At 71.3% G+C, this 17,859-nt stretch carries 18 protein-coding genes; 10 read left to right on the top strand and 8 right to left on the bottom strand.

Annotation, left to right across the window (positions count from 1 at the left end; all coding sequences use genetic code 11):
- Nucleotides 1–17 precede the first annotated feature (17 nt).
- Complete coding sequence (locus ACIO3R_RS32825; RefSeq protein WP_402110748.1) at nt 18–1,514, bottom strand: helix-turn-helix domain-containing protein; 1,497 nt, start codon at nt 1,512–1,514, stop codon at nt 18–20.
- Between the two features lie 340 nt (nt 1,515–1,854).
- On the opposite strand from ACIO3R_RS32825, the gene dnaN reads away from it, so the two are divergent.
- Nucleotides 1,855–3,000: a DNA polymerase III subunit beta gene (gene dnaN, locus ACIO3R_RS32820; protein WP_402110688.1), complete on the top strand. Its 1,146-nt coding sequence runs from the start codon at nt 1,855–1,857 to the stop codon at nt 2,998–3,000.
- 60 nt (nt 3,001–3,060) lie between these two features.
- Here the strand turns inward: dnaN and ACIO3R_RS32815 are convergent, their stop codons facing one another.
- From ACIO3R_RS32815 to ACIO3R_RS32800, 4 genes are all read right to left on the bottom strand, one after another.
- Nucleotides 3,061–5,052, bottom strand: coding sequence for an Ig-like domain repeat protein (locus tag ACIO3R_RS32815; RefSeq protein ID WP_385352297.1), 1,992 nt, complete (start codon nt 5,050–5,052; stop codon nt 3,061–3,063).
- Between the two features lie 174 nt (nt 5,053–5,226).
- Nucleotides 5,227–7,392, bottom strand: coding sequence for a protein kinase (locus tag ACIO3R_RS32810; RefSeq protein ID WP_402110687.1), 2,166 nt, complete (start codon nt 7,390–7,392; stop codon nt 5,227–5,229).
- A 106-nt stretch (nt 7,393–7,498) separates the two neighbouring features.
- Nucleotides 7,499–7,996, bottom strand: a complete 498-nt coding sequence (locus tag ACIO3R_RS32805; protein ID WP_385031473.1) for a MarR family winged helix-turn-helix transcriptional regulator — start codon at nt 7,994–7,996, stop codon at nt 7,499–7,501.
- On the bottom strand, nt 7,993–8,607 hold the full coding sequence (locus tag ACIO3R_RS32800) for a DJ-1/PfpI family protein (protein WP_385031475.1): 615 nt from the start codon (nt 8,605–8,607) through the stop codon (nt 7,993–7,995). The genes ACIO3R_RS32805 and ACIO3R_RS32800 overlap by 4 nt, the downstream gene beginning before the upstream one ends.
- Nucleotides 8,608–8,808: 201 nt before the next feature.
- On the opposite strand from ACIO3R_RS32800, the gene ACIO3R_RS32795 reads away from it, so the two are divergent.
- The 3 genes from ACIO3R_RS32795 to ACIO3R_RS32785 all read left to right on the top strand — a co-directional run bounded on the left by ACIO3R_RS32795 (nt 8,809) and on the right by ACIO3R_RS32785 (nt 11,823).
- A complete protein-coding gene (locus tag ACIO3R_RS32795; protein ID WP_385031478.1) occupies nt 8,809–10,182 on the top strand; it encodes an aspartate aminotransferase family protein in 1,374 nt (457 codons plus the stop codon).
- Between the two features lie 104 nt (nt 10,183–10,286).
- Nucleotides 10,287–11,051, top strand: a complete 765-nt coding sequence (locus ACIO3R_RS32790; protein WP_385031481.1) for a GntR family transcriptional regulator — start codon at nt 10,287–10,289, stop codon at nt 11,049–11,051.
- 121 nt (nt 11,052–11,172) lie between these two features.
- Nucleotides 11,173–11,823, top strand: a complete 651-nt coding sequence (locus ACIO3R_RS32785) for a hypothetical protein (protein ID WP_385031484.1) — start codon at nt 11,173–11,175, stop codon at nt 11,821–11,823.
- Here ACIO3R_RS32785 and ACIO3R_RS32780 read toward each other — a convergent pair.
- Both ACIO3R_RS32780 and ACIO3R_RS32775 read right to left on the bottom strand, forming a co-directional pair.
- Nucleotides 11,816–11,977: a hypothetical protein gene (locus ACIO3R_RS32780; RefSeq protein ID WP_385031487.1), complete on the bottom strand. Its 162-nt coding sequence runs from the start codon at nt 11,975–11,977 to the stop codon at nt 11,816–11,818. The two genes, ACIO3R_RS32785 and ACIO3R_RS32780, sit on opposite strands and share 8 nt — an antisense overlap.
- A 6-nt stretch (nt 11,978–11,983) precedes the next feature.
- Nucleotides 11,984–12,772 (bottom strand): SLATT domain-containing protein, encoded by a 789-nt coding sequence (locus ACIO3R_RS32775; protein WP_363031121.1) that lies wholly within the window; start codon nt 12,770–12,772, stop codon nt 11,984–11,986.
- A gap of 370 nt (nt 12,773–13,142) precedes the next feature.
- Here ACIO3R_RS32775 and ACIO3R_RS32770 point away from each other — a divergent pair, with 370 nt between their 5' ends.
- The 3 genes from ACIO3R_RS32770 (at nt 13,143) to ACIO3R_RS32760 (ending at nt 14,999) form a co-directional block, all read left to right on the top strand.
- Nucleotides 13,143–13,478 carry a YbaB/EbfC family nucleoid-associated protein gene (locus ACIO3R_RS32770; RefSeq protein ID WP_311307800.1) on the top strand — a complete coding sequence of 112 codons (336 nt, stop codon included), beginning with the start codon at nt 13,143–13,145 and terminating at the stop codon, nt 13,476–13,478.
- A 124-nt stretch (nt 13,479–13,602) separates the two neighbouring features.
- The gene (gene recR, locus ACIO3R_RS32765) at nt 13,603–14,202 is read left to right on the top strand and encodes a recombination mediator RecR (protein WP_362961245.1); all 600 of its coding nucleotides are present in this window, start codon (nt 13,603–13,605) and stop codon (nt 14,200–14,202) included.
- A gap of 137 nt (nt 14,203–14,339) precedes the next feature.
- On the top strand, nt 14,340–14,999 hold the full coding sequence (locus ACIO3R_RS32760) for a DUF5063 domain-containing protein (protein WP_363031120.1): 660 nt from the start codon (nt 14,340–14,342) through the stop codon (nt 14,997–14,999).
- On the opposite strand, the gene ACIO3R_RS32755 is transcribed toward ACIO3R_RS32760, so the two are convergent.
- Nucleotides 14,992–15,408, bottom strand: a complete 417-nt coding sequence (locus ACIO3R_RS32755) for a hypothetical protein (RefSeq protein WP_385031491.1) — start codon at nt 15,406–15,408, stop codon at nt 14,992–14,994. The two genes, ACIO3R_RS32760 and ACIO3R_RS32755, sit on opposite strands and share 8 nt — an antisense overlap.
- Nucleotides 15,409–15,492: 84 nt before the next feature.
- On the opposite strand from ACIO3R_RS32755, the gene ACIO3R_RS32750 reads away from it, so the two are divergent.
- The 3 genes from ACIO3R_RS32750 (at nt 15,493) to ACIO3R_RS32740 (ending at nt 17,790) form a co-directional block, all read left to right on the top strand.
- Nucleotides 15,493–16,293: a helix-turn-helix domain-containing protein gene (locus tag ACIO3R_RS32750; RefSeq protein ID WP_385031494.1), complete on the top strand. Its 801-nt coding sequence runs from the start codon at nt 15,493–15,495 to the stop codon at nt 16,291–16,293.
- Entirely contained in the window at nt 16,290–16,532 is a 243-nt protein-coding gene (locus ACIO3R_RS32745; RefSeq protein ID WP_402110684.1) for a DUF397 domain-containing protein, read from the top strand. Before ACIO3R_RS32750 ends, ACIO3R_RS32745 begins: the two co-directional genes overlap by 4 nt.
- Before the next feature lie 322 nt (nt 16,533–16,854).
- Nucleotides 16,855–17,790 (top strand): hypothetical protein, encoded by a 936-nt coding sequence (locus ACIO3R_RS32740; RefSeq protein WP_402110682.1) that lies wholly within the window; start codon nt 16,855–16,857, stop codon nt 17,788–17,790.
- The last annotated feature ends 69 nt before the right edge of the window (nt 17,791–17,859 follow it).

Genomic DNA, 17,859 nt, shown 5'->3' with positions numbered 1-17,859 from the left:
GGGGGGTGCGTCCGGCCTCACGGCCGGGGGCGCCCCCCGTCCGGCTGTCCGCCGTCGGCGAGGTCCAGCGCCCGGAACGCCAGCCACAGGTCGTAACGGGCGCTCGGCGTCCGCAGGAGCGAGCGCCTGAGTACGGTCTCCAGCCGGATGAGGCGCTTGCGCACACCGGGTACGGAGAGGGACAACGCGTCCGCCGTCGCGCCGAGCTGGGCCTCGCACTCCAGCCAGGTGCGCAGTGTGGTGTACGGGTCGGCGCTGCCGCCGGCCGCTCCGGGGTCGCCGAGCGGGCGCACCTGCTGGGCCGCCCAGGAACGGACCGCCGGGGCGCGCAGGATCTCGTCCAGCGACGGGACGGGCGCCGCCGCGCCCCCCGCCGGGCGGGCGGTCCTGGGCAGGGCGGGTGTGGCGCGGACGGCCAGGGCCAGGTCGAGGGCGGCCTGGTCGGCGACCCGGTTCAGATCCAGGCCGAGCAGCTCGCCGATCAGCCGCAGCCGTGCGGCCAGGGTGTTGCGGTGGATCTTCAGGTGCGAGGTCGCGTGCGAGGAGAACGCGAGCCAGGACGCGAGAGTCGCCGCGAGTTCCTGACTGCCCGGATCCTGGCCGCGCCGCGGCAGGTGCCCGAGCAGCGGGGCCAGCAGGGCGTCGGCCCACCGCGCCCCCGCCGCGCCGACCACCAGCGCGGGCTCGGGCGCCGCGCCGAAGCCGGCGTGCCGGCCGGGCAGCCCGCGGGCGACGGCCAGCGCGTGGAAGGCCTGGCGGTACGCGGTCGCCGTGTCGGACAGCGGTACGTCCTCGCTGATGCCCACGACGCAGTCGTCCACCACCGCGGCCACCTCCGGGCCGAGCCGTCCGTCCGCCGGTTCCGGCCCAGCCGGCACGACGAGGATCAGATGGCGCGCGTACACCGGGCACCGCACGATCCAGGACCGGCCGCCGGAGAGGTCCGTGCAGATCCGGGCCACCTCGTCCCTGCTGCCGCCCGAGCACTCGACGACACAGACCCGGACGGGGTCGGGCAGCGCGGGCTTCAGCGCGCCGGCCACCTGGTGCGCGATCGACAGCTGCCCGGTCATGAGCAGATGCAGCACCGCCTCGCGGCCGCGGGACTCCGCCAGATCGACGCGGCGCCGCTTGCGTTCGACGGTCTCGGCCGCCCAGCACATGGTGAGCGGCAGGGCCACATCGGCGAGGAGCACCGCCAGCCGGTCCGGCAGCGGCCGGCGGCCGATCACGGCGAGAACCGGTGCGGCGGTGTCCGGCGGGCCTTCCAGGGCGAACAGCAGCGCGGTGTGCGGCCCCCTGTCGAACGACAGGGAGCGGGCCCCGAGCGCCGTCAGCTCCCGCGCACCCTCGGACGCGAGTGCGGCCGAACCGGCGCTCGCGGCATCGGGGTCCCGGGCGACGCCGTGCAGGACGGTGCCGTCGGCGCCGAGCAGCCCCGCCCAGCCGTCGGCGCGGCCGGACACCCAGCGCAGCAGCTCCCGCGAGCCGCCGGACCTGGCGAGCCCGTGCATCCGTACCACGTCGTCGGCGCGACCGCGCGCGTGCACTCTTCCCACGCTCCTGTCCTGCTCCCGCCGGAGACCGGAGTGAAGGCTACTGGTCTGGCTGTGCGGACTGATACCGCTCACCGGCCACACAGTGCGAACTGAATCTTTACCCGCTCCTACCCCGCGGCCTAAAGTCCGAACGCGGTTGCGGGCCTTTCGGGGGAGAGGCACGGGGGACGACGGCAGCGGCTCACGGGGGTGGCCGCTGTCGTCGGCGCAACCGCGCTCTCGCCTCGTTGTCAGTGGTGACCCGTAGCGTCGGAGACCGGAGACGGTCGTCGACGCACGAGGAGAGTTCACCACCATGGAGTTCCGGATCGAGCGCGGCGCACTGGCCGACGCCGTCACCTGGGCGGCCCGGGTGCTGCCCACCAGGTCACCCGTTCCCGTACTGGGCGGTCTGCTGCTGGAGGCGGCGGACGGCCGGCTGTGCATCTCCGGCCTCGACTACGAGGCGTCCGCCCGGATCGAGGTGGACGCCGAGACCTCGCGGCCCGGCAAGGTGCTCGTCATGGGCCGCCGGCTGCTCGACGTGTGCCGGGTGCTGCCCGAGGGCGCGGTGGAGTGCGCGGTGGAGGGTTCCCGCTTCACGGTGACGGGCAGCGGCGCCGGATTCGGCCTCTCGGTGCTGCCGCTCGACGACTATCCGTCGCTGCCGCCGCTGCCGGAGGTCCTCGGGGCGGTGGACTGCGAGGAGTTCGCGGCGGCCGTCGCGGATGTGGCGGTGGCGGCCGGCCGGGACGACACCCTGCCGACGCTCACCGGCATCCGGCTGGGGCTCGACGGCGACCGGATGACCCTGGCGGCGACGGACCGGTACCGCTTCGCGGTCCGCACGCTCGGCTGGAAGCCCGCGGCGGCGGACGTCTCGGCGGATGTCGTGGTCTCGGCCCGCCGGCTCACCGAGATCGCCCGCTCCTTCGGCCGCGCGGGCACGGTCAGCCTCGCCCTGGACAACGGCTCCGCCGGTTTCGAACTGGCCGGGATGCGGACCACGGTCCGGCTGCTGGACGGCCGACTGCCGGGCCACGACAAGCTGTTCGCGATGGCGGCCCCGGCCACGGCGGTCACGGAGCGCGAGCCCCTGGTCGAGGCGGTGAAGCGGGTCTCGGTGGTGGCGGACAACGACAGCCCGCTCCAACTCGCGTTCCGTAAGGACTCGGTGCTGCTCCAGGCGGGTTACGAGGACGACGTGGCGTCCCAGCGGCTTCCGGCCGAACTGACGGGGACGGAGGAGATGACCGTCGCCTTCAACCCCTCGTACCTGATGGACGCGCTGGCCTCGTTCGACACCCCGGTCGTCCGGTTCCGGCTGATGGGCCCGGGACAGCGCGCCATGGTCACCGGCCACGCCGCCCCGGAGGAGGCGACGGGACAGGTGACCACGGCGGAAGGGACCGGGCAGCCGGCGCACCAGCATCTGCTGATGTCGGTGAAGCCGCTGATCTAGGACCTGACGGGCCCGGGAGCCGGACCAGGCTCCCCGGACCGGCTCCGCCCGGTTCTCCGGCTACTTGGTGAAGATGAAGTACTTCCAGGCGCCGTGGGTCGTCGAGTTCACGATGTCGCCCGAGGAGCCGTCCACGTACGAGGCGCGGGCCCGCATCCGGTAGCCCGTCTCGTGCGTGCCGGAGAGCGTCACGACCGTCTTGCCGTTGGTGCCCAGCTTGAAGTACTGCCAGCCCGCGTCGTACCACTTGCCCTGGTAGTACAGCTCCAGGGACAGCTTGAACGAGCGGTTCTTGTAGTAGCTCATCGTCGTGGTGAAGGCCGGGTTGGTCTTCTTGTGGAAGTACGCGTACGACGTGGAGCCGATCTTGGCCGTCCGGTACTGCTTGGAGACGGTGGTCGAGACCTTCACCTTGGCGTACGCCACGGACGTGACCGTCTTGGAGGCGTAGCGGCCGTCGCCCTTGAAGACGGCGGTGACGGTGGTGTCCCGGGTCATGTCGACCGTGGTCGACAGGTTGCCCTTGGAGTTGACCTTGCCGGTCTTCGCCAGCTTCTTCGGCTTGTCCGGGCCGTACGGGTCCACCCACAGCTCGACGGTGCGGTTCTTGTACGTCGTGCCGAGGTGCGCGGTGAACGACACGTCGGCGCCGTACGCGTAGAGCGCCTTGTTGTGGTTCAGGGTCAGCGAGGCTGCCGCGCGGGAGACGGCGACCTTGCCGGAGCCCGAGCCCGGGGAGTGGAGGGTGTCACCCGCGTACGACACCTTGTAGGTGACCGTGCCGCCCGCGGGCGGGGTGTCGCTGAAGGAGAAGGTGCCGTCCGGCTTCAGCGCCACCGAGGGGAGGGCCTTGCCCTTGGGCGACTCGATGTCGGTCCGCGTCACGGTGGCCTTGGCGCCCGCCGCGAACGCGCCGTTCGACGTGGCCCGGCCGGTGACGGTGAGCTTCTTGCCCCGCGTCGCCTTCGCCGGGGCGGTGACCTTGACCGTGGTCACGGACCTGACCGCGTCGGTGAGCACCCGCAGCGAGCGGACGCCCCTGCTGTTCACCGTGACGGCGAACAGCCGGCTGGTGTCCGGCGCCCAGGCCAGCCCGGCGGGGTCCAGGGTGTCCGAACCGCTGGAGTCCCCGGTGTTGGGGAAGTCGTACGTCCGCACCGGCTTGGTGGTGGAGCCGCCCGGCTTGTACACGTACACGTCGGGGGAGTACCAGCCGTCGATGCCGGCGGCGACCGTACCGTTCGGGGCGATGTCGATGGCGTTGGGGTACGAGTCGGACGCGTACGCGACCCCGGGCGTGAGGTCGGAGGTCCGGTAGGACTGGTGGTTGTACGGAGCGCCGCTGGCCACCACGACCTGTGTGCCGTCCGGGCTGACCGCGAGGTCATGCAGATTGCTCCCGTCCAACCGGCTGTACGCGGTCCGCGTGGCCGTGCCCGAGCCGACGTCGTACGTGGCCAGTTCGGTCGGGCTCTGGCTCTCGATACCGGCGGCCAGCACGTTCGGCGCGCCGGGAGCGGAGGCCAGGGTCGGCGCCGCGGACCAGGAGGTGCCGCTCGTCTCCTGGTCCAGGCTGACGACCGGCTCTGCGCCGGTCAGGTCGAGCGAGCCGATCTGGCCCCCGCCGGCCGAGCCGTACCCGAACCAGAGCTTGCCGCCCGCCAGGGCCGGGTACTTGGGGTCAGTGCCGTCGCCGGTGGCGTACCGGGCGGACTCCTTGAGCGCCGCCGTGTCGATCGTGACGATGGCGTCGGCGCCCGGTACGGCTGCGTAGAGCGTGCCGGAGTCGGCGGACAGGTCGAGCCCGGTCACTCCGGGCAGCGACGCGATCGTCGCGACGACCGCACCGCTGTAGTCGGCGACGAGGACCTTGCCGCCGGCCGGATCACTGATGAACACGTGCTTGTGCACGCCGTCCGCGACGATGTCGCCGACGGACTTGGCAGGAAGGATTCTGCTGGAGTCGGCGGCGGCCGGGTTCGCCGCACCGCCGACCAGCACCACTGAGCTGAACAGAACCGCGATCGAGGTCGCGGTGGAGACTCTGCGCATACGGAAGTTGTTGATCTCTACCCCCACGGTAAAAGAGGGCCGCTTGCCACCCGTGGTCGAGAAAGGGGCGCGGCACAGGAACGCAGGGTATGGCATGACCTTCACGGCGCGTACACAATATGGTCGGCAGATGTCCGGCCGTCCCGTGGTCCCGTCCCGCGCGGCCTGCCCTGATCAACCGGACTTCGTGTACGTGAGCTTCTCGCCGGTGTCCGTGTTCTCGCGGATCAGGGTGCCGTCGGGGAGCAGGGTGAGCGTGGTCGGACCGCCCGGTGTGCAGGACGACATGGGCTCGCCGAGCGCCACGGTGGAGGGGCCGATCCTGAGCGGTCCCTCGCCGGTGACCGCGTCCGTCAGTTCGGCCTCGAAGACGCAGCGGTAGGTGCCGCCGACGTCGGTCGGACCTTCCGCGGTGAGGCTGAGGACGGTGTCGCCGGCCCCGCCCTGCTCGATGACGAGTTCGCGGGTGGAGTGGCCGGCGGCGTTGTCGATGCCGCCGGACCAGGTGCCGAGGTAGGCCTCGGGGACGCCGTTCTCCCCGTCGCCGGGGGAAGGAGAACCGGAGTCGGACCCGGAGGACCCGGAGTCGGCGTCGGAATCGTTGTCGGACGAGTCGTCCTTGGGGGACGGGGTGGTGGAGTGCTTCGGGGAGGCGCTGGGGTCGCCGCTGCCGTTCATCAGCGCGTAGACGGAGCCGCCGGCGCCTATCGCGACGAGTACCGCGATCGCGACGAGAGCGACGGTCCAGCCGGTTCTCCGACCGGCCGGTTCGGGGGCGGGCGGCTGGGTTCCGGTGGGGTACAGCGGGTCGTACGGGGGCGTGGAGCCGAAACCGGGCTGCTGCGGATAGCCGTACGCGTAGCCCTGGTTGGGGCTCTGCTGCTGGGGATAGCCGTATCCAGGGCCAGGGACAGGGGAAGGGGCCTGGGCAGGCGTCGGAGTCGGGGTCGGGGTCGCGCTCGGGTAGGCGGCCGGGTATCCGGCCGCGTACGGCTGCGCGGGCTGCTGCGGATACCCGTACCCGGGAGGCGGCGTCCCGGGTGACGGCGGTCCGGCCGCCGGGGTGCCGGGCTGCTGGGAGCCGACTGGGGTGGGGAAGGGACGGGTGCTGCCCGGTGCGGGGGGCTCCGACGGCGTGGACGGCTCGGCGGGCGGCGGGCCGACGGGGGGTGAACCGGCGGGCGAAGAAACGGAGGTGGGCGGGGGCGGTGTGTCCCGCGCGGTCGTGTCCGCGGGGACCGCCGCGTTCGCGGAGTTTCCCGCCTTCCCGAGGTTCGCTGTCTTCCCGAGGTTCGCTGTCTTCTTCCCGGGGGTCTCCGCCTCCTCAGGGCCCACCCCGTGCTCAGAGGGTTCCGCGTCCCTCGGCACCGCCGCGTCCCTCGGCACCGCCGTGTCCGCCGGCTCCTCCGGGTCCTCGGAGTCGAGCAGTTCCACCGCGTGGCGGCCGAGTTGGGCGATGAGCGCCCCGGGGAGCCAGGGCTCCGAGACGGTGTCCTCGGCCAGCAGGTCCAGGATTTCCTCGGTCGTCGGTCTGGCCTCCGGGTCCTTCTGGAGGCAGTGCCGGATCAGCTCCACGAGGCCCACCGGGACCCCGGTCAGGTCCGGGTCCTCCTCCGCGATCCGGAACATCAGCGCGTGCACCCCACTGGCCGTCCCGCCGAACGGCAGCCGTCCGGTCGAGGCGTACGCCAGCACGGAGCCCAGACAGAACACGTCGCACGCCGTGGTCACCCGCTCGCCCCGCACCTGCTCGGGCGACATGAAGCCGGCGGAGCCGACCAGCGCGCCGGTGCGGGTGAGACCGCCGTCGGTGACGGTGTCCAGGGCGCGGGCTATGCCGAAGTCGATGACCCGGGGACCGTCGATCGTCAGCAGGATGTTGGACGGCTTGAGGTCGCGGTGGATGAGCCCGGCGGTGTGGATGGCCCGCAGGGCGTGCGCGAGACCGTTGCCCAGAATGTGGACCGAGCGCTCGGGCAGCGGTCCGTACGCACCGGGGGCGGGGCCCGCCGAGGTGAACGTACGGCCCGAGACGGTGGCCTGGAGGGACGGGCCGGCGATGTAACCGGTGGCGACCCAGGGCACGTCGGCGTCGGTGTCCGCGTCCAGCACGAGGGCGGTCCAGGTGGATCCCAGGCGGCGTGCGGCCATCACCTCCCGCCTGAACCGGTCGCGGAACTCCTGCTGCTCGGCGAGCTCCTCGCGCACCAGCTTGATCGCGACGGTGCGGCCGCGGTCCGAGCGGGCCAGGTACACCTGACCCATGCCGCCCGCGCCGAGTCTGCCCAGCAGTCGGTAGGCGCCGATGCGTTGCGGATCTACGGAGCCGAGCTTTTCCATGGTGTGCAGTCCTCCCCCGTGCGGCGACACGCCGAACGGGTCGAGAATAGCGGCGCGGTTGCGCCCCGGCGGGGGGTGGTGGCCGGTCCGTGGCCGGACCCCGCCCTCAGTCCCCGGACGGGCCGGGGGCGCCGGCCGTGCCCGGGGTATCGGCCGGGCCGGGGTGGTGCAGCGCGTCCATGGCCCGTGCCAGGCGTTCCAGCACGCGTACCGTTTCCGCGAACTCCTCCGGGCCCAGCTCCCGGGACAGCCGCGCCGCGAACTCCTCGTGCCCGGGGCCGATCCGGGAGATCGCCGTACGGCCCTCCTCCGTGGGGCGCAGGAGCTTCGAGCGGCGGTGGGCCGGGTTCGGTACGTACTCCGCGAGCCCCTTGCCCACCAGCAGATCGGCGATCCGCTGCACCGCCTGCCGGGTTATGCCCATGACCCGGGCGATCCCGGAGACCGGCAGCGGTTCGGCCAGCACGGCTCCGAGCACCTGCCACCACGCGGCGGTCAGCCCGGCAGGGCGGGCCAGCTCCTCCGACGTGGCGAGGAACTGGCCGTTCAGCCGGAAGACACCGAGCGCGGTCCGGCTCAGCAGGTCCTGTTCCGTACCGCTCATCCCTGGAGCACTTCGTACGCGCTCGCGTCCGAGTCGTGGAAGAGGCGGTACCAGGCGTCGAGCTTCTCGCCCTCGAACACCCCGAGAAGGGCGAGGATCTCGCGGGCGAACGCGACCGGCTCGGTCGGCCCGGCGGTGACCAGGGCCCCACCGGCACCCGCACCGCCGTCGTCGGTGACGGCGTCCGTGTCGATGTAGTGCTCGCCGCCCCCGTAGCCGGTGGCCGCCAGGTAGAAGGACACCGCACTCGTGTGCGCCCGCTCGTCGAGCAGCCCCTCGCGGGCCAGCCCCGCCGTCGCCCCGCAGATCGCGGCGACCGGCACGCCCGCGTCCAGGAAGGTCCGGGCGGCGCGGGCGAAGGGGGCCAGCTTGTCACCGGTGTCCCACAGCCCGGCGCCCGGCAGGATCAGCAGCGCACCGTCGTCGGGGCGCAGGTCCGCGAGCGTCAGATCGGGGAGCACGGTCAGCCCGCCCATGCTGGTGACGGGGTCGGCCGTCGGGCCCACCGTCCGGACGGTGAAGCCGTTCTGGGCGAGGTGGGCGGTGGCGTGCCCGGTCTCCCAGTCGGCGTAGGTGTCGTACACGGCCAGATGGACGGTCCTGCGGGTCATGACGGCCTCCTTGACGGAAGAGCGCTCATCGAGGGGGAGCACTCGGACAGGAACAGCATCTATGACAACATGCTGTCATCACGACAACATGCTGTCCATTCGGCACCGCGCGCGCCGACCCGACACCCTGCCGAACCACACGCCCCACTCCATACAAGGTGGCCATACCGAGCCGCGCCCACCGCGGCCTACGCTCGCCGTATGACCCCTCATCCCCGTCATGCCGACGCCGCTGACCCCGCCGCCGGCGCGGCCGTGAAGGCCGCCGACCGCGCGCACGTGTTCCACTCCTGGTCCGCCCAGGGCCTGATCGACCCGCTCGCCGTCGCCGGCGCAGAGGGGGCGTACTTCTGGGACTACGACGGCAACCGCTACCTGGACTTCACCAGCGGTCTCGTCTACACCAACATCGGCTACCAGCACCCCACCGTCGTCGCCGCGATCCAGGAGCAGGCGGGGAGGATGACGACCTTCGCGCCCGCCTTCGCGATCGAGTCGCGCTCCGAGGCGGCCCGCCTCATCGCCGAGCGCACCCCCGGTGACCTGGACAAGATCTTCTTCACCAACGGCGGCGCGGAGGCCGTCGAGAACGCCGTCCGGATGGCCCGGCTGCACACCGGCCGTACGAAGGTGCTCTCCGCCTACCGCTCGTACCACGGCGCCACCTCCACCGCGATCAACCTGACCGGTGACCCGCGCCGCTGGGCGTCGGACAACGGCTCCGCGGGCGTCGTCCGGTTCTGGGCCCCGTTCCTCTACCGCTCGCCGTTCTACGCCGAGACCGAGGCGGAGGAGTGCGCCCGCGCGCTCCAGCACCTGGAGGACACCCTCGCCTACGAGGGCCCCGCGACCATCGCCGCGATCATCCTGGAGACCATCCCGGGCACGGCCGGCATCATGACGCCGCCGCCCGGCTACCTCGCCGGTGTCCGTGAGATCTGCGACCGGTACGGAATCGTCTTCGTCCTCGACGAGGTGATGGCCGGATTCGGCCGTACCGGCAAGTGGTTCGCCGCCGACCACTTCGACGTCACCCCCGACCTGATGACGTTCGCCAAGGGCGTCAACTCCGGTTACGTACCGCTCGGCGGCGTCGCGATCTCCGCCGAGATCGCCGCCACCTTCGACACCCGCCCCTACCCGGGCGGGCTGACCTACTCCGGCCACCCGCTGGCCTGCGCCGCCGCCATCGCCACCATCCACGTGATGGAGGACGAGAAGGTCATCGAGAACGCCGCCCACATCGGTGAGACGGTCCTCGGCCCCGGTCTGCGCGCGCTGGCCGAGAACCACCCGTCGGTCGGCGAGGTCCGCGGCCTCGGCGCGTTCTGGGCGCTGGAGCTGGTCCGGAACAAGGAGACCCGCGAACCGCTGGTCCCGTACAACGCGACGGGCGAGGCCAACGCCCCCATGGCGGCCTTCGGAGCGGCGGCGAAGAAGAACGGCCTGTGGCCCTTCATCAACATGAACCGCACCCACGCCGTACCGGCCTGCAACGTCACGGAGGCCGAGGCCAGGGAGGGGCTGGCGGCACTGGACATCGCGCTGTCGGTCGCCGACGAGCACACCGTGTAGCACCGTCCGCGCACAGCGCCCCTCCCCTCCCGCCACCGGCTCGTCGGGCCCGGCGGTCCGGCTCGGTCTAAGGTGGCCGAAACCGAAACAGGGGAGGGGCGCCCATGCGCGTGAGCGGGGCTGTCACGCGCAGTACGCTGCGGCAGCAGATCGCGGACGCGCTGCGTGACGAGGTGCTTGCGGGGCGTCTTCAGCCGGGACGGGAGTTCACCGTCAAGCAGATCGCCGAGCAGTACGGCGTCTCCGCGACACCTGTCCGGGAAGCGCTGTTCGATCTCTCCGCGCAGGGCCTGCTCGAATCCGATCAGCACCGCGGCTTCCGTGTGCACCAGTTCTCCGTCGCGGACTACCGGTCGATGGTGGAGGCCCGCACTCTGGTCATGGACGGGGTGATCCGGGACGTCTTCCGTAAGCAGCCCCCGTCCCCGGCACGGCAGCAGAGGAACCGGGACGCGCTCGTCTCCGTGCGCCGCAGGGCCGAGGAGGCCGCCCGCGCGGCACGCGGCGGTGACCTGGACATCCTCATCGGCTACGACCTGCGCTTCTGGCGCGAGCTGGGCGCGCTCGCCGACAACACCTACATCAGCGACTTCCTGCACCGGCTGCGCGTCCAGGCCTGGGTGTTCGCCGTGCCGTACCTGCGCGGCGACGCGGACGCACGGGACTGGCTCTGGCAGGGCCACCCCGACCTCGTCGCCGCGGTCACGCTCCGGGACCGCGAGGCGCTGCGCGTGGCGATCGACAAGTACAACCGCCACGCGATGAGCTGGGCGGACCGGCTTGCGGCCGGGGACCCGGCCCGCCGCGGTCACGCACCGCAGCCGCCCGACGGGGACGAGTCCGCGGACCCGGCGCGGCCGGGGGCCTGAGCGGCGCCGGTCCCCGAAACCGGTCATGGGGGACCACTGTCCGCGACGTGCCGACCGCATTACGCTGTCCCGAATTACGCTGTCCTGACCATCGCACGCACCAGTTGGAGAGCGAGACTTCGTGGCCTGTGACCTGTGGCTGGTCCCCCTCGTCGATGTGCTGTGCCACAGCCCCGACAACCCCTTCGCCGAGGAGATAGCGGTCTTCGACAAGGCGCTGGGTGAGGCAGGGCTGCCGCCCGTACCCGTCTACGCCTACATGCCGGGCCTGACCGGAGACGTGGCCCCGGTCGCGGGCTTCGACTACGACGCCCTGCACTTCCTGCGCCGCGCCTATCTGCTCCAGATCAGTGGCCTCGCCGTCACACCCGTGGACGAACTGGGTGGCGACTACGAGCAGTTGCTGGAGATGTTCGAGTCGACGGCCCAGCAGTCGCACCTGGTGTGGCACTACGACCACGCCGGGGCGTACGTCCCGCTGGACTTCGCGTACCCGATCTCCACGGACGACCTGCTGGCGGGCGGCGGCCCGCTCGGCTCCGCGCACGGGCTGCTGAGGGAGCTGGAGTTCGTCGCCCCGTCCATCGGTATCGATCCGGCCAACCCGCCGCCCGCCCCGCTGCCGCCCGCCGCACCCACCGACCTGGAGGAACCGGCGGTCCCGATCCCGTACGACGACAACCCGTTCGCCCGGGAACGCCATGTCTGGCTCGGCCTGCACGCGGCGGTCACCCGCAGCCTCGCCCAGGGCTCAATGATCATTTTCAGCTGACGAACGAGCTGACGAACGAGCTGACGAATGAGCCGACGGCCGATCCGAGGACCAAGCCGACGGCCAGGGCTTCCGCCGGAGCCCCGCATCCCTCCCCGTCCATCGACGACCGGTGATCACGGCCGGTGATCACCGACCGGTCGTCGACGGTCATCGACGGTCATCGCGGGGACTCCGGCGGCCGCTGCCGCGGCATGTTCGGCCGGCCCATCGACTGCAGCGGGAACCGCCCCGGCTGCGCACCCTGCTCCGCGCGCCCGCCGCCCGTGCCGCCGGACACCAGCGCCTGCATCCCCATCGGCGCGGGACCGGCCCGGAACTCCACCATCCAGTCCGCGGTCTCCGACCGCACGAGCTCCGTGACGTCCTCCGAGAACCGCCGCAGCACCCCGAGGCACCGTTCGGCCGCCTCGCTCGCCGTCCCCTCGGTCGGGCCGAGCACCTCGCGCACGGACTCCGAGGCCCAGTCGAACTGGAGCACCTGGAGCCGTCGCTGTACGGCCTGTGCCGTCGCGAGATTCCTTATCCAGCCGGAGGTCAGGCCGAAGTACCGGTCGCACGCCATGCACGCGGCACCCAGCAGCAGCGACAGATAGCCCCAGCCCGCCGCGCCGTGCAGCGCCCCCGTCAAATCGAGCAGCGGCAGCGCGGCGCCCGCCACCGCACCGGCCGCGGTCCCCATCCGCAGGACCCTGGCCGCGCGCCGCTTCCACACCCGGTCGGCCAGGTACCAGTCGGCGGTGCGCAGCGCGTCGGCCTCGACCCAGCGGTACAGCTCGTCGAGCCGCTGGGCCGGTTCTCCCCAGTCGCCGAGCGGGAAGGGCGTTCCGGTCAGATCCCGGTCCGGCGCACCGGAGCCCGGACCGGAAGGAGCGGCGGAACCGGCCGGACCGGGCACACCGGAATCGTTGCGGGGCGGCCCTTCGGGCTGCATCTCCGGCTGACTCACCGGGGTACTCCTCTGCATGCTGCATTGCGACGCGTGATGTCGACCGCGTCCTCGACGATGGGCGGGATCCCTGCCCTCTGCTCACTGACGCTCGCTGCGACCGGCAGTACCCCATGCGTAACCTTGCGTGACGGTTGGTGCACGTGCGCGTACCGGGACGCATGCCCTTCCTACCGCCGAATGGTGGGCCGCGGGGTCGAAATCGCGGTATTCCCGGGTGCGCAGAGCCTGTGATCAGGTATAGGAGTCCTGCCTTCGCTGACTCGATCTCACCCGAAAGAGTTGCTCGTCAGTGGGTGGGGCGCGCCGCCCGGGGACAACGTAGGCTCGGCGTACCGAAACATTTGTCGTCGAAATGCCTGGAGTGACCGTGATTCCCGGTGGTGGTCAGCCCAATATGCAACAGCTGCTGCAGCAGGCCCAGAAGATGCAGCAGGACCTCGCGGAGGCCCAGGAGGAACTGGCCAGGACCGAGGTCGACGGCCAGGCGGGCGGCGGTCTCGTCAAGGCCACCGTCAACGGCTCCGGGGAGCTGCGCGGCCTGGTGATCGATCCGAAGGCGGTGGACCCGGAGGACACCGAGACGCTCGCGGACCTCGTCGTCGCGGCGGTCCAGGCGGCGAACGAGAACGCCCAGGCGCTCCAGCAGCAGAAGCTGGGCCCGCTGGCCCAAGGCCTGGGCGGCATGCCCGGCCTCCCCTTCTGAACAGGACCCCGACCGAGGACCTGCCCGAGGGCCTGTCCGAGGACATACCCAGGACGGTACGCACCCGCACCCCCTACGGTACGTACCACTACGCGGCCGACCAGGCGCAAGGAAAGGCTCTCCGTTGTACGAAGGCGTGGTTCAGGACCTCATCGACGAATTGGGCAGGCTGCCCGGCGTCGGTCCCAAGAGCGCGCAGCGGATCGCCTTCCACATCCTCCAGGCGGAGCCCACGGATGTGCGCCGCCTCGCCCATGCCCTCCTTGAGGTCAAGGACAAGGTCCGCTTCTGCGCGATCTGCGGCAACGTGGCGCAGCAGGAGCACTGCGGGATCTGCCGCGACCCGCGCCGCGACCTGACGGTCATCTGTGTCGTCGAGGAGCCGAAGGACGTCGTCGCGATCGAGCGGACCCGCGAGTTCCGGGGGCGTTACCACGTACTCGGCGGGGCGATCAGCCCCATCGAGGGCGTCGGTCCGGACGATCTGCGCATCCGCGAGCTGCTGGCCCGGCTGGCGGACGGCTCCATCACGGAACTGATCCTGGCGACCGACCCCAACCTGGAGGGCGAGGCCACCGCGACGTACCTGGCGCGGATGGTCAAGCCGATGGGTCTGCGGGTCACCCGGCTGGCCAGCGGCCTGCCGGTGGGCGGCGACCTCGAGTACGCGGACGAGGTCACGCTCGGCCGCGCCTTCGAGGGGAGGCGGCTGCTCGATGTCTGACCCACTGCCCGCCCGTCTTCCGGCCAACCTCCCGGGCCCGGCTCCGGCCTCTTGCCCGCGGCCTCACAGCGGCTTTAGGTTCGGCGCAGTTATCTTCTACTCACCGTCTCCGACAGTGCCCACGGGAGGTCTCCGCGATGTCTGACGCCACGCTGAACACTGTCACCCAGGACCCCGACGACTTCGCGGTCCAGATCGCCGACCAGATCAAGACGTTCATCGTCGCGGTCACGGAGGTGTCGAGGGTCGAGGAGCCGGAAGAAGCCGTTCCGGTGCTGCTCCTCCAGGTCTCCCAGCTCCTGCTGGCGGGCGGCCGGCTGGGCGCGTACGAGGACATCCTCCCGGACGAGCGCTACGAGCCGGACCTCGGCGCCGAACCGGACGCGGACGGCCTGCGCGAGCGCTTCGCCGCCCTCCTGGAGCCGATCGACGTCTACTCCGAGGTCTTCGACCCGTACGAGCCCCGCAAGGCCCCGGTCCCGGCCCGCATCTCCGACGACCTGGCCGACCTGGTCACGGACCTGCGCCACGGCCTGGCCCACTACGAGGAGGACCGCACCACCGAGGCCCTGTGGTGGTGGCAGTTCTCCTACTTCTCCAACTGGGGCTCCACCGCCTCCGCCGCCCTGCGCGCCCTCCAGTCCCTCATCGCCCACATTCGCCTCAACCAGCCCCTCCAGGCACTCGACGGCCTGGACACCGACCAGGACGCCGGCGACGACGACCTGGCCGAGGAGGCCGGCCGCGTGATGCTTGAGGAGATCGCGGCCCCGCTGGGCCTGCGCCCGGTCACGTAGGGGGCCGGCCGAGGCGATCGGCCCGGCCGAGGGCCGACCAGAGCCGGTCCGCGTTCACGAAGGGCGCCGTCGGCGTGGGCCAGGACTGCCACATCAGCGGCCAGGTGTGCCCGTTCAGCGCCGGTACGCCGACGTAGCTGACCTGGTGCCGGGTCCCGAACCGTTCGACGTCCAGCGGCCAGGAACGGTCGCCCGCGGTGCGCGGCGGCAGCAGGAAGTACATCCAGCGCAGCCCGGTCCCCTGCCACACGATCGGCCCCGCATCGTCCCCCGTGAGTCGCCCCAGCCGGGCCGCGACCTCCTCGGCGCGGATGCCCTGGATGCGCAGGGTGTCGAAGTGGACCCCGCTCATGTGGAGTTGGTGCCCGTAGGCGGGGACCCAGTCGGGTTGGTGAATTGCTCGCGTCATGGTTACACGGTGGCAGTTAAGTGGCTACGCTCGGTAGTGACTACTGCGATACGCGGTGCTGTGTACCCCTTGGAGGTGGCTGCTGTGTCAGCCCAGGACCCGCCCCCCGCGACGTGGCGCTACTGCGGTGACCAGCTGAAACGCTGGCGCACCCGGGCGGGCGTCAGCCGCGAGGAGCTGGGCGCGGCGGCGAAGTACGCCCCGGACACGATCAAGTCGATGGAGCAGGGCGTACGGATGCCGACGCCGCAATTGCTGGATGCGGCGGATGAGCTGCTCCGGGCGGAGGGGCTCCTGAGCGCCGCGAAGCACTTCGTGCGGCGGGAGAAGTACTCGTTCAAGTCCCTCGACTTCATGGGACGAGAGCGCGAAGCGGTGAGCATGTGGTGGTACGAAACCGTGCTTATCCCAGGGCTGTTGCAGACAGGTGCGTACGCGCGAGCTCTGATCGGCGACCACTGGCCACCTCTTGATGAGGAGACGGTTGAGACAAGGGTGACGGCCCGGCTGGAGCGGCAAGCGATCCTTGGTCGTACCCCGCCGGCAGCCTTGAGCTTCATTCTGTATGAGGCGGCGTTGCGCGGGTCGTACGTGGACAAGGGGCAGTTGGCCCATCTTCTGGAGGTGGGGCAGTTGCGTAACGTGTCGGTTCAGGTGCTGCCGTACGCGAAGGCCAAGGCGGCCTCCTTGTTGGGGCCGATGCTGCTACTGGAGACCGGCGACCACGAACGGCTTGCCTTCACGGAGGGGCCGTCGATGAGCCAGCTCACTGCTGACCCGGAAGTGGTCGGTACACAGGCCGAGCGACTTAGCATGCTCCGCATGGAGGCCCTGAGTTCGGCGGGGTCTGCCGATTTTATTGAGCGGATGGTGGATGAGTCATGAGCGGCGACCGGCAGTGGTTCAAGTCCAGCTACAGCGACTCCGAAGGCGGAGCCTGCGTCGAAGCCGCCCTGAGTTGGCGCACGTCCACGTACAGCGACTCCGAGGGCGGCAACTGCGTTCAGGTCGCCCCCTGCCCCACCGTGATACACGTCCGCGACTCCAAGCTGTCGACCGGCGGCCCCGAACTGACCATCCCTGCCGGGCCCTGGGTGGCGTTCGTCGCCTTCGCGGTGGCGTAAGGCCGCATCTCCGCAGGTCGGCCCGAGGCTTGAGCCCCGAGCCGCGAGCCTCGAAGTCCGAGCCTCTTTCTGTAGGAATGGGTGGTGGGGTTGAACCCACCCACCCTCCCAAGTCGCGCGTATCACCTGGGAGGATGACTTTCGGTGATCGGCTTGCGTCACAGCGTGTGCACGCTCTAGGTTCGATGTAACAGTCCGTAAAACGGACGATCCCGGCGGTGAGCCAACACCAACCGGGATCTTGTCCTGATAGATCGAAAGCGACTCGATCCACATGACTTCTGCCCATGTTAGTGCTGCCCTGCGCGCGCCCGCCCACCGCATGGCCAAAGCCGGTTACGGCAAGCGGCACGTCCCCGACGAAGCCCCGCGCGGCGCTGCCGACTTCGCGCATCTGCCCACGCGGGAAGCGGCCATCGCCGCGTACATCGACCGGCTGCCCGAGGGTGCCGCGATCGGCTACAAGGTGCTGGCCGAGGAGCTGCCCGACTACGGGCAGCAGGCGTGCCGCAGTGCGCTGGACCGGCTGACCAGGACCGGGCACCTGCGCCGGATCAAGGTGCAGATCGCCGTGGAGGGCAGCGGGCTGCGCTGGGTGACGCGTACGTTCTTCGCCCGCACGGCCCGCGACGCCACTTGGTGGACGCGGTACATCCGGTACATCCGGGGCGTGGACGCTCCGGGACAGCCCCCGGCACCGGACGAGGTGCCTTCCGCCGAGCCCGAGCCGGGCGTTCCGGCCGCGCGCTCGGAGGCGTACGACGTGCTCGCCGGGCTCGGGAGCAGGGAGCCGAGGCTCCAGCTCTCCGAGGGTGAATGCGTCGCCCTGGAACCGCTGGTGCAGGAGTGGCTGGCGCGCGGGCTGGGCCGTGAGCAGGTCAGCCAGGCGCTGGTGTCAGGACTGCCGGCTTCCGTGCATTCCGCCGGAGCCTTCCTCCGTACTCGACTGGAGAACAAGATGCCCCCCGTACCGCAGCCGAAGAAGAACAAGTTCCGGGAAGTGGAAGAGACCATCGTGGCGGCGCTGGAGATGTGCGCCTTCTGCGACGAGGACGAGAGCACCACCACGCTCGTGGACGGAGTCTGCGTGGACTGCCGCGCGGACATCGACCGGGACGAGGCGACCGGGGCGAAGGGCGACATCCCGGACACCTTCCTGGCTCGTCCCCGGCAGCGTACGGACGTCGCGGCGAGGGTGGCCGGGCTGCGGGCGGCCGCGGGGCGCCCGGTCGTGCCGGGGCCGAGGACGGGCGGCTGAGCCGTCGTCGCAGGCGTTCACCCTGCCGACACCCGCCCGACGGCCGGGGGTTACCGGTCGGGGCGGGTA

The sequence above is a fragment of the Streptomyces sp. NPDC087428 genome (genome assembly GCF_044744085.1).
Lineage (GTDB): Bacteria > Actinomycetota > Actinomycetes > Streptomycetales > Streptomycetaceae > Streptomyces.
Note: the sequence above shows the minus strand (reverse complement) of the source record. Positions and strands in the feature narration are given on the sequence as shown.